Origin of the sequence: Rossellomorea sp. RS05 (assembly GCF_039822645.1) — a bacterium.
GTDB classification, from domain to species: Bacteria; Bacillota; Bacilli; order Bacillales; family Bacillaceae_B; genus Rossellomorea; species Rossellomorea marisflavi_B.
Genome location: NZ_JBDKWY010000001.1, coordinates 224,103 through 238,200, shown reverse-complemented (window position 1 = coordinate 238,200; position 14,098 = coordinate 224,103). Strand labels below are relative to the sequence as shown.

Genomic DNA, 14,098 nt, shown 5'->3' with positions numbered 1-14,098 from the left:
ATTCCGTTAATTGAACTTATAAGGGAAGCAGAGATGAAGAAGCACAAAAAAAGAACAGGCCCCGAGGGAGCCTGTTCCTGGAATGTAAAATTAAAGTTTTACAACGTTAGCTGCTTGTGGTCCACGAGCACCTTGCTCGATGTCGAAAGATACTTCTTGACCTTCGTCAAGAGATTTGAAACCTTCGCCTTGGATCGCTGAGAAGTGTACGAAAACGTCGTCTCCACCTTCAACTTCGATGAAACCGAAACCTTTTTCTGCGTTGAACCATTTCACTTTACCGTTTTCCATAATTGTTGCCTCCTACGTGCTTGTGCACAAATTATTACTATTCTTGCGATATCAGGCGAAAAGCAAATCTTGTTCTTCCCTTACATACCGAACAAAAATAATTCTTCTATAGAATAACAGGTATGCGCACATTAATCAAGCCAATCCGATAGAAGTCAGACCTTTATTTTATTTAAGGGGATTTTCGATATAAAAAGAACGTTTCCCGATGGAAACGTTCTTAGCGATGACCTGTGAGGGACTTGAACCCCCGACCCCTTCCCTGTCAAGGAAGTGCTCTCCCACTGAGCTAACAGGTCGCTTATGTAAGGTACAAATTAAATTATATAAGATTTTCGCTAAAAGTCAACATGTTTTACGAAAATAATTTTTTCTATATTATTTATTCGGTCCACACCCTGAATAAAAGCATCGTTCAGCGCGTAGGCTGATAGGATGAAGGAGGTACCACACCATGAATCTGATTACCCGCTCCCTAAATGAAGGGATCAATATTGATATCATCTATTTTGACGGCGAATGCTTTACCAAAAGAAAAATACGCGTCCATAGTCTTACGGAAAACGCAGTGGAGGCCTATTGCTATCTTAGAAAAGCTCCTCGTACATTTAAGACTTATGGGATCCTGGCGGTCTCCCTCCACTCTTTTGAAGGGAGATCCCGGTCGTATAGGAGAATAAACAACCAGCTGCCGGGGTGATGAAACAGCGATACGGATTGCATATCGTCTCCTCTTTTGCGACTTGGTCCCTCACATTCGATAGTAGATCATCAACTCTACTAATAATGTAGTTCCTGCTATAGAGTTCAATAGATACTGAGATAGGTGAATCATTCAGATTGATCCAAGAGGATAGTAGTAAGGGTTATGACACAATTTGGTGTCGTCATTACCTCTCCATGGCATCAAGGAAGCAACCTTGGTATAGTCAAAGACTTCATCCCTTTATGCTATCATATATGTGTTTCAACCGATCAATTCCTCTCCCTCCACTTCCAGCCTTTCTTCAAGCGGTCTTCCCTCTTCCAAGTCCCTTAAACGGTGGGCAAGTCTGGAAGAGGCATTTGCCGCGATGCTTGCCACGATGTCATCGAGGAATGTATGAACAGAACCGCCTTCCTTCGTGTCCAGCTTCTGAATGATGCCAATCTTATTTTTATCCAAATGGCCGAAAGTCGTGACCGCAATACTTCCGTATCCAAGGGCAGCCCCAAGGGCTATCGTTTCATCGACCCCAAAAAGACCTTCATCGGAGGCAACGATGGATTGAAGGGGTTCAGAAAGCATCTTCCGCTCTGCAAGCTGATCGAGTTCGACTCCTACCAGGATGGCGTGCTGAATCTCCCGTTTCAATAGGACCTTCTTTACGCTCTCAAGACAATCTTCCATTGTAAGAGCAACATTATACGGGTATTGCATTTGATAGACGATGTCAGCGATATCCTCCAGGGCCACTCCCCTTTCCTCTAACTTCCTGAGAGCTGCCTTCGTTACTTCTTTAGATGGTACGGATGTTTTTGTCATTGTTTTCTCTCCCTTCCTACTTATCTGAATTATACCATTTATCAGAATTTTCCACCGAACTCTCTCATATAAGCTTTTCTCTTCACTTTGTGATACAATCCACTTGTAAACGTTAACAGAGATAAAGGATGTGTGTAGAATGACGACTGCTAGAGGGACCGTGGAAGAATTGGTTCTATACAGCGAAGCACTGAATGAGGAGATCAAGATGCTGGTCTATCTTCCGGCTTCTTACTCTCCCCTATATAAATACTCCATTCTGATCACCCAGGATGGAAAGGATTACTTCCAGCTGGGAAGGATTCCAAGACTGGCCGATGAGCTTTTGGGCAACGGGGAGATCGAGAACACGATCATCGTAGGGGTCCCCTATAAGAATGTACAGGATCGGAGCCGCAAGTATCATCCTGCAGGCGAAGAGAATGCAGATTACATCCGATTCCTCGCCCACGAATTGACACCGAAGCTTGATGAACTGTACCCGACTTACCAAATGGGAAAAGGGCGTGCGCTCATCGGCGATTCATTGGGAGCGACCGTTTCTTTGATGACGGCCCTGAAATATCCGCATACATTCGGGAAAGTGATCCTGCAATCTCCTCTCGTCAACGAAACCGTTCTTGAAGCCGTCGAATCATTCGCTTCCCCTCACCTGCTGGATATTTACCATGTGATCGGCCAAGGTGAAACCGAGGTAAAAACCACAGACGGTCAAATCAAGGATTTCCTGACACCGAATCGTGAATTGAATCACGCATTCGAAGAAAAAGGATACACCACGTTCTATGATGAGTTCGACGGAGATCATACATGGAAATACTGGCAGCCTGATCTGCGCAGGGCCCTGAAGTTCATGTTCCATAAGTAATGGGCGGTCGCTCCGTTCGCCCTATGTTAAATTTTTTAAAAATTTGCTATACTACTCATACGCACATATGTTTCTAAGGAGGATTGAACGAAAATGAACTATGGCATCGTCATTTTCCCATCTAAAAAACTTCAAGATATCGCAAATTCTTACCGAAAACGTTATGACCCTCATTATGCTCTGATCCCGCCTCACTTGACGCTGAAAAATGTATTCAGCGCCGATGATGAGCATATCAAGGATATCGCCGGTAAGCTTTCCCATATCGCCAAAGAACATGACCCTTTTACGCTGAAGGCGTATAAAGTAAGCTCTTTCCAGCCCGTTAATAACGTGATCTATTTCAAAGTGGATCCGAACCCTGAGCTGCAGGCACTTCACGATGCCATGCATCACAGGGAATTCATGGGAGATGAGCCGGAGTACTCTTTCGTGCCCCACATTACTGTAGCCCAGAAGCTGAGTAATGATGAGCACTCTGACATTTTCGGCTCCCTATCCATGCTTGGCATCGATCATGAGGAAACCATCGACCGGTTCCACCTTCTCTATCAGCTGGAGAACGGTTCATGGACCGTCTATGAAACATTCCGACTCGGAAAGGAAAATCAGTAAATTGCACACTAAAATCGCCTCAACAGAAGAACAGCTTCAAGAAGTATTTTCCATCAGAAAAATCGTTTTCGTGGGGGAACAAAATGTCCCTCCTGAAGAGGAAATTGATCAACATGAAGAGGAGTCCACCCATTTCCTCCTTTATGACGAGGATCAGCCCGTAGGCGCAGGTCGTTTCAGGATCGTGGATGGAAAAGGAAAAGCGGAGCGCATCTGCATACTCTCCTCTCTTAGGGGACGCGGAGCCGGACGGGAAATCATGAAGGCCATCGAGGAGTACGCAAGGGAGATGACCCTTCCTGTCCTCAAGCTTAATGCACAAAGTCAAGCCATTCCATTTTATGAGAAATTAGGATATGAGATCGTCTCTGATGAATTCTTGGATGCAGGGATTCCCCACCGTACCATGGAAAAAGCATTATGAACACAAGAAGGCGCCGGAGAGTGAATCCGGCGCTTTTTTGTGTCTGGTTTAGTTTCACGGCAAATTCGTATAGAGTAGAGGTCATTCGTCCATAATGGGGAGTAGCCTATCGAAAGGGGGATTCCCCATGGAGTACACATCCATCGCCGTGGAATTGATTGTCGGTTACTTCGCATTACTTATTCTTACCAAAGTACTGGGTAAGACACAGATCACGCAGATCTCAGCATTTGATTTCATCTCGGCCCTGATCCTTGGAGAGCTTGTCGGTAACTCCCTTTACGATGATAATATCTCGGTATTTCAAGTATTGACCGCTATCCTGATATGGGGCGCCCTGATTTTTGTGACTGAATTCTTCACCCAGAAATCCAGGAAATTCCGCCACTTGATGGAAGGAACCCCAGCCATCGTCATCAATAAGGGAATCATCAACTATAATGTCCTGAAAAAGAATCATCTGGACTTGAATCAGCTGCAGCACCTTTTACGGGCAAAGGATATTTTTTCTGTCAAAGAGTGCGAGTACGCACTACTTGAATCCAACGGTACCCTCAGTGTCATCAAGAAGCCTCTCTACGATCAAGTTCAGCGTCAGGACCTTTCCCTTCCACTGAAGAAAGCAACCCTGCCCACGTCGCTGATCATGGATGGCGAAATCCTTTATGATAACTTGAAGATTGTGGGGGAAGATGACCGTTGGCTTCAGATTGAGATCAGCATGCAGGGATTCACTTCGCCAAAAGACGTGCTTTTTGCAGAATGGACCGAGAATGAACCGCTCTTGGTTCAGGGCTATGAGTGAAGGGCCACCACAAGTTCATTCTGAGTGACCATCATGGTGATCCGTTCCCTTCTCTCGAGTGAAATCAGATAGGCCGTTATGCTTGTACGATATAGAAGCAACTGGCCAAGCTGCCGGGAGGAAACCCCCACTTCATTCAAATACTCCTTGACGATCCCTTCAAAGGAGCACGATTGTTTGCCCGCAATCAGTTCTTCCAACGCTTCCATATGCCGATGATGAAGGGCGATGTTTTCCTCTACCGTCTTTCTAAAATCTTCTTCATATATGCCGTGGCCGGGAACCGCCCCATGACAGGATTGTTCCAATATGTAGTGAAGTGTATACAGGGTCTGGTCGGCGTCTGTGATGAATGGAACGATATGCTTTGCCAGTGCCTCCTTGCCAAAGTAAGCATCGGAAGCATAGAGGACCCCTTCTACCATCACGCCGATCTGCCCGTAGGAGTGCCCTGGAAGACTCAAGATGTCCAATTGAAACGGACCAAGCTGAAAGGGACCAGCTTCGATTTCTTTATCGACAGAAATACCCTTGGCCTCAAGGAATTTATTCCGTAGGGAAATGGGAGGAAAAGCCCCGTTGAATAAGTAGATGGGTTCAAGGACGGGATTTTCCATGATGGCCTTTTCCAAACGGGGTGCGAGAATCGTCACGTCCCTCTTACTCCTGATCCGATTGGCCCCTCCGTAATGGTCTGTGTGGGCATGTGTGATGATGCAATAATCAAGGGGAAGACCTTTTTCGTCGAGTATCCGCAGAACTTTGTTAGCGGCCGAGTCATCCAGACCCGTATCGATCAGCAGTCCCTTCCCTTCCTTCACCGAGTATCCAATGTTCACGGCCCCAGTGAAGGCATAGGTGTTTTCGTGTAATAAAATGAATTCCAATGTCCTCAGCTCCCACTATAATGTCAGATGCTTCCCCGTTTCCGAAGAGATGGCTTCTCCTTAGACATATTCGTGAAAGTTGATCCCTTTTCCTGTTAGTCTTGCAATGATCTTTTCAGGAACCTTCTCCTTCCCCTTTCCATTCTGATCATCTGGAGGTCCTCCTTCATACCCACCCATCCCTCTCGACAGGGCGGTGATGGCATGTACAGGGGTATAATGGTAAGGCTGCTCCGTGACCTTCAGCTCCCTTTCCTGATACTGCTTATACTGATAATGGGGAATCGGTGCGATATAGCCCATGGGATCCATCCTCCTTCTTTTTTAATGTATGTTACCCGGTACCCCTTTACGTTAATCCTCCCAACAAAAAAAGGAGGCTCATATACCGGCCTCCCGATCGCACCGACATCGGTACCTGATGCTTATTTTTTATTCCCTTTATTCAACATGTTGGAAATGGTGCCGAAATCAAGTTGCTTCCCATCGTTTACGATGGATTTAACGATTTTATCTTCCATTTCTTTGTTTACAGGCTTATTGGCGATTTTAGAAACCCTTTTGATGACGCTGCGTACAGTTGCCTCATCCTTGAAATTTGCATTCTGCAGGGAGTTTGCCAGTTCAAATACCTCATTCATATCCACACCGGTCTTCTTCTCGAGGTTCTTGAAAAAATTATTGTTCATCTACTCACGCCTCCTTTAACTATAAGCATCATATGTAAAAAACCCAATAGCGTTCCTCGGATCAAGCAGAAACCATAAAAAAGACAGGATCCCCAATAGCTCAAGGATACTGCCTTTCTACTCCTTTCTAGCAGAAACTGGCTCCGACGATGATCAAAAGAATGAACAAAACGACAATCAATACAAATGTAGAACCATATCCGCCAGTTCCACAGCCGTAATTGTAGCCGCATCCGTATCCTCCATATCCGTACATGCAAATATCACCTCGCTTTGCCCTATAATCCTTATTAACATATGTATCGGACAAGGCCTATGGTTGGGCTGAGGTGAAAATGGGTGAAGCCCTGAACGAAATCAAGCGATCAGATGGTGTCCATCTGACCGCTTGATCTTCATCCTTTCGGGTTGAACAAGAGGGCCCCGAGAAATCCGAATACAATGGCTGCCGATATTCCGGAGGATGTGACTTCGAACATCCCTGTCAGCACCCCGATGATCCCATGCTCCTGGGATTCTTGCATGGCCCCATTCACCAGGGAATTCCCAAAGCTCATGATCGGGATCGTGGCACCTGCTCCGGCAAAATCAATGAGGGGCTCATAAAGCCCCAATCCCGAAAGCACGGAACCCACGACTACAAGAAAACTCATGGCATATGCCGGAGGGAATTTCACCACGTCAAGCAGCAGCTGCCCTACAACACATATGAGTCCACCGACCACGAAGGCCCAAAAAAACATCGCTAACATAGGTACTCCCCTTTCTTATGAATATTCAATGGATACAGCATGGGCAATGCAAGGAATCGTTTCACCTTGTTGGAAGGTAAGCGGAGAAAGAAGAGCTCCCGTAGCAATTACGAGGATCCTTTTATACGTCCCTTGACGCATCTCGTTGAGGAGATGGCCGTATAGCACGGTGGCAGAACAGCCCGGACCGCTTGCCCCTGCCTGAACCGGTTGATCATCATCATAGATGAGCAGTCCACAATCCTGGAACTGATCGGGCTGGATCCCCAGTCCTTTCTGCTGAAGAAGGTCAAGGGCCGTAAGCCGGCCGATCTTCGCCAAGTCTCCTGTGACGATCAAGTCATAATAGGATGGATCACGCTCCAGGTCCCTGAAGTGAGCCGTGATGGTATCCACTGCTGCCGGCGCCATCGCACCTCCCATATTGAAGGGATCGGATAGACCCATGTCGATGACCTTTCCGATTGTAGCGGAGGTGACCCTCGGTCCCGGTGCTGATCCGACCTCTTCATTGCCAAGGAGTGCATACCCCGCTCCCGTAACGGTCCACTGAGCTGTGGGAGGCTTTTGACCGCCATATTCTGTCGGATATCTGAACTGTCTTTCCGTAGCCGAATTATGGCTCGAAGCTCCGGTTATGACGTGGCGTGCCCCATGGTAATTGACCATGAGTGCAGAAAGGGCGAGGCCTTCCATGGAGGTGGAGCATGCCCCGAATAATCCGAAATAAGGGAGCCCGATCGTCCTTGCGGCAAAGCTTGACGGTGTGATCTGATTGATCAGATCCCCGGTCAGGAAGAACTGGACGTCATTTTTAGTGATGGATTTCTTTTCAAGTGCGATGGATACAGCATCTTCAATCATGGTACGGTTTGCCTTTTCATACGTATCCGTCCCCATCCTCACATCATCATAGAAACGATCGAAATCAGCGCTGAGACGGCCTTTCTTTTCAAACGGGCCTCCGACCACACCTGTGGAAAGGATTTTCGGTTTAAGGGGAAACACCCATGATTGTAAACCTTTTAACATTAGATCACCCCTAACTGGATGAGGATTGTTTTGATGAGGGCCACGACGAAGGCAGAGAAAACGCCGAATACGATGACCGATCCGGCAAGCTTGAACATATTTCCACCTACCCCGAGGACATACCCCTCTGTTTTATGTTCGATTGCTGCGGAAATCACCGAATTTCCGAAACCGGTGACGGGCACGGCGCTGCCGGCTCCTGCAAATTGACCAAGATGATCATACAAGCCGAAACCAGTCAATAACATGGCAAGGAAGACCATGGTGGCAACGGTTGGATTTCCAGCCGTCTGTTCGGTGAAGTTAAAAAAATAGATATACATATAAGTGAATGCCTGTCCGATAACGCAAATGAATCCCCCGACAAAAAAGGCTTTCAGCACGTTCTTCATTAAAGGGCGTTTCGTTTCATACTTCTTCTCGATGGCTTCATACTGCTTTTGTTCAGGCGTTTTTGGTGTTTTAGCCACTTCTTAGCCCTCCTATGTTTTTTCCTTCTGAAGAGTGATGATGTCATTGAAATGCTTCTCTGCCTCTTCATTTCCGATATCGTTATTCTTTATTCTTTCTTTGAGCCTTACCGTTTCAAGGAAGATTTTATAGTCGCTCGAAAGAATGAAATCCTCATCGGGATACTTATCTTCAAGGTAGGCCTCCATGTCGTGCTCGATCCGTTTCATATGGAATCGCTGCAGGTGTTTCACTTTATAGACGACCAGGGTCTTTTCCTTCCCCTGAATCACAGCAACATCGTATAATTCCTTTTTCTTTGCCAGTTCTTTTTTGATGGCATGGCCGAAGCTGTCGGTTTCCGGATTATCCACCAGTTCGATGGGAGATAGATCGGTGCGCTTCATCAATGCATTTTTACTGTCTTTCCCATCTTCCATGCTCTTGCAGCCAGTCAGCAGGAGGATGAACAGGATGCAGATGGTCATTCGTGTCATATATACCGCCCTCCGTTTGGTTCGTTCTCACCTGTATTTTTCACTAAAAAGCAATTATTTATGAATAGAAAAAGACTGCCCAAAGGAGCAGTCTTAGTTCTTTTTGATTTTCGATCCACATCCGCAGCCTTTTTTCTTCGGAGTGGAATTGGTGGTGACCGGTACATGTATAGGGGTTTTCTTCACTTCCCCGTCCTCCTTTCGTTCATTCCCACTCCCATTATATGCGCAAGATGCATTGCTTGTTTCCACTGTTTCCCTAATCCCTACTGTGATTTCCAATTTTGAATGGCCGATTCAAGAATAGCGCCTATCCCCGCTACCGCCATGATCGCGAGAAACGGTTGGAACACAACAGGGTAAAAGATGAATCCCGCGTAGCAAAAAAATGCCATCCATATACCGGTACACCAATAGCACGATAACAACTCCCCGATAAACCCTCTGACCCCCTCCTCTTTTGGAACCAGATATACTTCCTCCAAGCCATTTTCATCCGCTTCAGTGATTTCGTTGAAAAAGGGACTTCTGATGAATTCAGTGATCTTATCAAATACGATGAGATGGGTAAGCCTGAAGACGGCCAATCCCATGATGATCAATTCCAGAACAGTTAGCTTCAAAAAGCGCCCACTCCTTCATTCAATTCTGCCTATTTTCCCCAAAAGGGGCTATTGTCCGTGACCCAAAACCCGTTCTGTCAATATGTTAGTAGTGTAATGAAAACAATTTAAGGAGGAAAATTTCTTATGGGTTGCGGAAAAAGAAATGATGATATGCACGGTGCCAGTAAAGGATGCGTTTGTCTAGCCGTACGCGCCATTAAAGATATCCAAGATGCAGCTGATCAAGATTGCTTCGATTGTAAGAATGACTGCTTTCTTGAGCCGCTTGGGTCTTTGATCAGTCCTGTCGGAAATGCACCAAACACGCGTGTTTTCAAACTTTACAACAAAAAAGGAGACCTTTTCAAGGTGCATCCTAAACATCACTGCTGGAAAACACCGTACTTCCGTGTCAAAAACGTATTCGACGATTGTTGTGCCACCCTTCAAGTTTTGAAAAAGGTTCATGCTTCCGGAGCAGATGTTGATTCCGAAGATGAAATGATGGGTCTTCACAATAACTATTACTATGAGTTGACAGGGGATTGCATTACAGTTGATCTAGATTGCTTCTGCGCCATCCAATGCATCGATGATGTAAGAGTGGACGGAGTTTGTGACTGATTAACAGGGAAGGAGCCAGTCGGGTGACCGCCTGGCTCTTTTTATTTCAATCCGATGATCTGGATGTTTTTGACTGCCGTTTTTTCCAGCACCACATCTTCCCCTTGGAAGGTTTTAACCGTCAATGTAGTGGAATCCGATGATCGAAGCACACCTCTGTAAGAGACCTGATCCGTCTGGAATGTACATGGGAACGGGGCCCTCCCCATGATGCTCGCTTTCAGGTAGCCTATCTTCCCTTCAAGATCCATCTCCCTGAATGGCTTCAGCGGCCGGAAATAGGATTCTGTCGTCAGCGCCGCCGGTTCCTCTATGACGGCTTCCACTACCTCTTCCTTCAATTCTTCGGGGAGCTTCGGCCTGGATTCGGCCCTCTTGGCTGATCCCTTATAGGTATTCTGCATATTGCTGCCCACATCGATCATGCGGGGCTGCTGAATATATAACAGAGGCTTCTTTTCTTTCCTCACATTCATCCCTCCTTATGGTCTACTTTTATATGTATGCACACCCCTCCTATGTGTTTCTTCAAGGCAAAATGCAAAAAAGAACCTTCATCGCGGTGGACTCCAACAGGAGCCTTCTTTAGATGAAGGTTCTTTCTATCGATATCTGAATTTAACCCAGTACGTGATAACCTGAATCAACATGGAGATTTTCTCCAGTGATTCCTCTTGAGTAGTTGCTGAAGAGGAATACAGCGGCATCCCCTACTTCTTCCTGAGTCGTGTTGCGGCGTAAAGGTGCGCGCTCTTCAATTTCTCTCAGGATACTGTTGAAGTCACCCACTCCTTTAGCAGACAGGGTACGGATCGGACCGGCAGAAATAGAATTCACGCGGATTCCATCTTTACCAAGGTCGCTTGCAAGGTAGCGTACGCTTGCTTCAAGGGAAGCTTTCGCCACTCCCATGACGTTGTAGTTCTGCATGACCCTTTCTCCTCCAAGGTACGTCATAGCCACGATGCTTCCGCCTTCGGTCATGATCCCTTTTGCCGCCTTGCTGACAGCCGTCAGTGAGTAGGAGCTGATATTGTGGGCGAGAAGGAACCCGTCGCGGGTCGTATTCATATAGTCTCCGGCAAGCTCCTCTTTGTTCGCGAATGCGATGCAGTGAGCGAGGCCATGGATGACACCGACTTCTTCCTTGATGGTTGCGAAGCACTTGTCGATATCTTCATCACTTGTCACATCACAAGGAAGGATCAGTGAATCTTCCCCTCCTTCGAGTGTGGAAGCAAGGTCCGTTACTCCCTTTTCAAAACGTTCACCAGCATATGTAAAGATCAATCGTGCTCCCGACTGGTGGAGCGAACGGGCAATCCCCCAAGCGATGCTGCGTTTATTCGCCACTCCCATGACGACGTATGTTTTTCCCTTTAATGAAAGAGTCATTGAATATCCTCCTGTTTAATACATGTTATTAGTACCTGATACTAATTCTACATGATAATTACCAAAATGAAAAGCCTTGTTCGCGATGTTTATAAGCTAATCCCTCCCACCACCGCATCCGTACTTACAGGAGGGGCTCTTCATACGTCACGCCCCCAAGAACCGGGATCCTTTCATAGTCGGGTGATCTGCTCTTTGATCCGGTGGATTTGGCGGATATGCCGCTTCTCATGCCTGCCCAGCAGTTCGAATACCTGCTCAATGGGCATGATGCCGAAGCGGTGGTGATCCATTGATTTTTGCTCCAGCTCTTCTATTGTGTAGGAAGATTCAAGGCGTTCCGTTAACTGCCTCGAAGTATGAAGGGCCTTAAGAAGCTCGTCACAGGTTTTGTGTACGTCAGGTGGATCGATGGGCGCGATCATCTTATGTGCGGGATCATCGAATACTGTCAGGTCGACCTTTTCTCCCTTCGCCATACTCTCAGAGGCAGAGCGCAGTGCGAGCTCCATGAATCGTGTTTCCGCCCCGGCAAGATGAAGGACGACTTCCGCTATGCTCCATCCCCCACTCGCAGGCTTTTCATTCAGTTTATCTTCTCCTGCGTCATGGAAGCTGTCGATCAATTCATTACGAATGGTCTTCACATTCTCTCTCCACATGAGAACACCTCCTATTGGTTATACGTTCATTCTAAACATAGTGATATCCATTGTCTAATGAGATAAAAAAAGAACTTCCCAGCATATAGCATGGGAAGTTCCAATGTGTTCAGCAGTCTTCACAGAATTCCAATTCTCTCTTCAATTCATCCACATATTCCTTCGAACCGGTGACAATCAGGCGATCATTCATATGAAGCTCTGTATCACCGTGGGGAACAATGGAATCCTTCCCCCTGAAAATCCTGACGAAAATGACATCTCCGGTGAATGGGAACTGCCTGAGGGACATTCCCTCGAATTGATGGTTCAGCATCCTGATCTCATACAGGGACGTTTCTTGATTGGTAAGGATATTCAGTACAGACGGTGATTCAATCAAGGCCCGCAGGAGTGCCTTCGTGGATAGGTAGACAGAATACACCTCGATCTCCTTCTCCCTCAGATCTTCATGAAGGTCTGCACTCTCGGCCCGGACGATTACCCGGTCCACACCTTTTGCTTTCGCTTCTACGGCTAATGAAGCATTGAGCGCTTCGTCTCCGGTAGAAATGACGAGGATATCCGAATCAAATATCCCAAGTGCTTCAATGGTCGAAGAATCATAATTCTCGATTTCATTGATGGTGAACAGCGAATCTGCAATGGTCTGTTCCGATTTGTCCTGCCTCGTATGGTAAAGGACCGGTTCATACAGGGAGGATTGAAGCTCCCTTGATACCGGCATCGTCAGCTGATTGGCTCCAAGGAATGAAACCTTGAGCTTCTTCTCTGCCGCACTTTCTTTCGGAAAAAGCTTCTTGAAGAAAATCGGCGTGATGATACAGGCAATGACGGCGACGAGGATCAATGTTCCACTCATCTGCGGAGTGATGATCTCGATTCGCTCCGCGATCTTAGCTGCCGCGATGACCAGAGAAAGGGTCGAGGTCAGAAGGAACGCAGAAGCAAGGGTCGTCTTCGTATCATACCAATACTTCAGGAAGTACACCGGCACGACTTTCGAGATAAAGAAAGCAAGCAGCAGCAACGGAATCAACAGAAGCATTTTCTTGTCGCTCAGTAGGGTCCAGAGGTCCAGTTCAACCCCGATCATGACGAAGAAGATCGGGATGAGGAATCCGTAGCCGAAAGAGTCCAGCTTATGGACCATTTCCTGATTGGGCGCAAGCAGTGAAACAAGCACTCCAGCAAGGAACGCCCCGAGGATATTCTCTGCCCCTACGGTTTCCGAGATGGCCACCAGGACGATGATGAGCGTGAATACCGCCCGCGTGCCGATTTGAACGGTACCTGTCGATAGACTCCTGATGAACGGATTATTCTTCAGTCGTCTGGCAAGGAAGTAAAGCAGGATTCCCACACCGAAGAGGATGAGAAGGAGCCACATGCTTCCCTGGCCGTCCCCGTATAGGGAGACGAATACGGCAAGCAGGATCATCGTCGCAAGATCGGCGATGACCGCTACCAGGAGGATGATCTGACCGATTGCCGTTTTCATGATATGGGCCTCTTTCAACGTCGGAACCACCACTCCCAGAGAGATGGTCGAGATGATGAGGGTCATGAGGAAGGCATTATTAATCAAACCGAACCAAACGAACAGATAAGAGAGGCCAAGGGAGACCACGAAGATTCCCAGGAATATGATCATGGCTACCCGGAGCCTGTTCGGCTCTTCCTTACCGTTCGGCAGTAGGGCCTTTTTCTTCTTGCCCCCCGAGAACGCGGTGAAGTCTATTTCCAATCCACTGAGAAACATTAGGAAAATGAACCCCAATGTAGAAAGCGTCTCAAGCCACATATCCTGGTGAACAATATCAAATCCACTTTTCCCGATGATCAATCCGACGATGATCTCTGCGATGACCACGGGGATGAAGTTGAGTTTGAACTTATGGAGCAGGATAGGTGTCAGAAACGCCACAAGGATCACAATGACCAGTGACGTAACAGATGCATGTTGTTCCATTCTAA

20 protein-coding genes and 1 tRNA gene are annotated in these 14,098 nt (G+C 46.9%); 5 read left to right on the top strand and 16 right to left on the bottom strand.

Annotated elements, in window-relative coordinates; translation table 11 throughout:
* Window positions 1-90: 90 nt before the first annotated feature.
* The 3 genes from cspD to ABJ225_RS01315 form a co-directional block, all read right to left on the bottom strand.
* Window positions 91-291, bottom strand: a complete 201-nt coding sequence (cspD, locus tag ABJ225_RS01325; RefSeq protein ID WP_048004281.1) for a cold-shock protein CspD — start codon at window positions 289-291, stop codon at window positions 91-93.
* 227 nt (window positions 292-518) lie between these two features.
* A tRNA-Val gene (locus tag ABJ225_RS01320) sits at window positions 519-590 on the bottom strand.
* Between the two features lie 668 nt (window positions 591-1,258).
* Window positions 1,259-1,816 carry a phosphatidylglycerophosphatase A family protein gene (locus ABJ225_RS01315; protein ID WP_148794887.1) on the bottom strand — a complete coding sequence of 186 codons (558 nt, stop codon included), beginning with the start codon at window positions 1,814-1,816 and terminating at the stop codon, window positions 1,259-1,261.
* Between the two features lie 139 nt (window positions 1,817-1,955).
* Between ABJ225_RS01315 and ABJ225_RS01310 the strand changes: the two genes are divergently transcribed.
* From ABJ225_RS01310 to ABJ225_RS01295, 4 genes are all read left to right on the top strand, one after another.
* Window positions 1,956-2,684 (top strand): alpha/beta hydrolase, encoded by a 729-nt coding sequence (locus tag ABJ225_RS01310; protein ID WP_148794885.1) that lies wholly within the window; start codon window positions 1,956-1,958, stop codon window positions 2,682-2,684.
* Window positions 2,685-2,777: 93 nt separating this feature from the next.
* A complete protein-coding gene (locus ABJ225_RS01305) occupies window positions 2,778-3,299 on the top strand; it encodes a YjcG family protein (RefSeq protein ID WP_056537753.1) in 522 nt (173 codons plus the stop codon).
* A 1-nt stretch (window position 3,300) separates the two neighbouring features.
* The gene (locus tag ABJ225_RS01300; RefSeq protein WP_347318072.1) at window positions 3,301-3,723 is read left to right on the top strand and encodes a GNAT family N-acetyltransferase; all 423 of its coding nucleotides are present in this window, start codon (window positions 3,301-3,303) and stop codon (window positions 3,721-3,723) included.
* A 127-nt stretch (window positions 3,724-3,850) separates the two neighbouring features.
* On the top strand, window positions 3,851-4,528 hold the full coding sequence (locus ABJ225_RS01295) for a DUF421 domain-containing protein (protein ID WP_347318070.1): 678 nt from the start codon (window positions 3,851-3,853) through the stop codon (window positions 4,526-4,528).
* Here the strand turns inward: ABJ225_RS01295 and ABJ225_RS01290 are convergent.
* The 9 genes from ABJ225_RS01290 to ABJ225_RS01250 form a co-directional block, all read right to left on the bottom strand.
* Complete coding sequence (locus tag ABJ225_RS01290) at window positions 4,519-5,415, bottom strand: MBL fold metallo-hydrolase (RefSeq protein ID WP_347318068.1); 897 nt, start codon at window positions 5,413-5,415, stop codon at window positions 4,519-4,521. The two genes, ABJ225_RS01295 and ABJ225_RS01290, sit on opposite strands and share 10 nt — an antisense overlap.
* 60 nt (window positions 5,416-5,475) lie before the next feature.
* Entirely contained in the window at window positions 5,476-5,718 is a 243-nt protein-coding gene (locus ABJ225_RS01285; RefSeq protein WP_148794878.1) for a hypothetical protein, read from the bottom strand.
* 122 nt (window positions 5,719-5,840) lie between these two features.
* Window positions 5,841-6,104 carry a sporulation-specific transcription regulator SpoVIF gene (gene spoVIF, locus ABJ225_RS01280; protein ID WP_048004293.1) on the bottom strand — a complete coding sequence of 88 codons (264 nt, stop codon included), beginning with the start codon at window positions 6,102-6,104 and terminating at the stop codon, window positions 5,841-5,843.
* A 127-nt stretch (window positions 6,105-6,231) separates the two neighbouring features.
* Window positions 6,232-6,360 carry a YjcZ family sporulation protein gene (locus ABJ225_RS01275; RefSeq protein WP_079515832.1) on the bottom strand — a complete coding sequence of 43 codons (129 nt, stop codon included), beginning with the start codon at window positions 6,358-6,360 and terminating at the stop codon, window positions 6,232-6,234.
* A gap of 139 nt (window positions 6,361-6,499) precedes the next feature.
* The gene (gene spoVAE, locus ABJ225_RS01270) at window positions 6,500-6,856 is read right to left on the bottom strand and encodes a stage V sporulation protein AE (RefSeq protein WP_048012985.1); all 357 of its coding nucleotides are present in this window, start codon (window positions 6,854-6,856) and stop codon (window positions 6,500-6,502) included.
* Between the two features lie 15 nt (window positions 6,857-6,871).
* Window positions 6,872-7,888 carry a stage V sporulation protein AD gene (spoVAD, locus tag ABJ225_RS01265; RefSeq protein ID WP_218245759.1) on the bottom strand — a complete coding sequence of 339 codons (1,017 nt, stop codon included), beginning with the start codon at window positions 7,886-7,888 and terminating at the stop codon, window positions 6,872-6,874.
* Window positions 7,888-8,358, bottom strand: a complete 471-nt coding sequence (spoVAC, locus tag ABJ225_RS01260) for a stage V sporulation protein AC (protein ID WP_053427520.1) — start codon at window positions 8,356-8,358, stop codon at window positions 7,888-7,890. The genes spoVAD and spoVAC overlap by 1 nt, the downstream gene beginning before the upstream one ends.
* Window positions 8,359-8,370: 12 nt before the next feature.
* Complete coding sequence (locus ABJ225_RS01255; RefSeq protein ID WP_286188182.1) at window positions 8,371-8,835, bottom strand: sporulation protein; 465 nt, start codon at window positions 8,833-8,835, stop codon at window positions 8,371-8,373.
* A gap of 266 nt (window positions 8,836-9,101) precedes the next feature.
* Window positions 9,102-9,458 carry a DUF1360 domain-containing protein gene (locus ABJ225_RS01250; RefSeq protein ID WP_347318064.1) on the bottom strand — a complete coding sequence of 119 codons (357 nt, stop codon included), beginning with the start codon at window positions 9,456-9,458 and terminating at the stop codon, window positions 9,102-9,104.
* Between the two features lie 126 nt (window positions 9,459-9,584).
* On the opposite strand from ABJ225_RS01250, the gene ABJ225_RS01245 reads away from it, so the two are divergent.
* Window positions 9,585-10,064, top strand: coding sequence for a CotY/CotZ family spore coat protein (locus ABJ225_RS01245; RefSeq protein ID WP_148794872.1), 480 nt, complete (start codon window positions 9,585-9,587; stop codon window positions 10,062-10,064).
* A 41-nt stretch (window positions 10,065-10,105) separates the two neighbouring features.
* Here ABJ225_RS01245 and ABJ225_RS01240 read toward each other — a convergent pair whose 3' ends face one another.
* The 4 genes from ABJ225_RS01240 to ABJ225_RS01225 form a co-directional block, all read right to left on the bottom strand.
* The gene (locus ABJ225_RS01240) at window positions 10,106-10,534 is read right to left on the bottom strand and encodes a CotO family spore coat protein (RefSeq protein ID WP_218245757.1); all 429 of its coding nucleotides are present in this window, start codon (window positions 10,532-10,534) and stop codon (window positions 10,106-10,108) included.
* A 148-nt stretch (window positions 10,535-10,682) separates the two neighbouring features.
* Entirely contained in the window at window positions 10,683-11,459 is a 777-nt protein-coding gene (gene fabI, locus ABJ225_RS01235; RefSeq protein WP_218245756.1) for an enoyl-ACP reductase FabI, read from the bottom strand.
* A 173-nt stretch (window positions 11,460-11,632) separates the two neighbouring features.
* Window positions 11,633-12,121, bottom strand: a complete 489-nt coding sequence (locus ABJ225_RS01230) for a DinB family protein (RefSeq protein WP_218245755.1) — start codon at window positions 12,119-12,121, stop codon at window positions 11,633-11,635.
* Window positions 12,122-12,230: 109 nt separating this feature from the next.
* The gene (locus ABJ225_RS01225) at window positions 12,231-14,093 is read right to left on the bottom strand and encodes a monovalent cation:proton antiporter family protein (protein WP_218245754.1); all 1,863 of its coding nucleotides are present in this window, start codon (window positions 14,091-14,093) and stop codon (window positions 12,231-12,233) included.
* Between the last annotated feature and the right edge of the window lie 5 nt (window positions 14,094-14,098).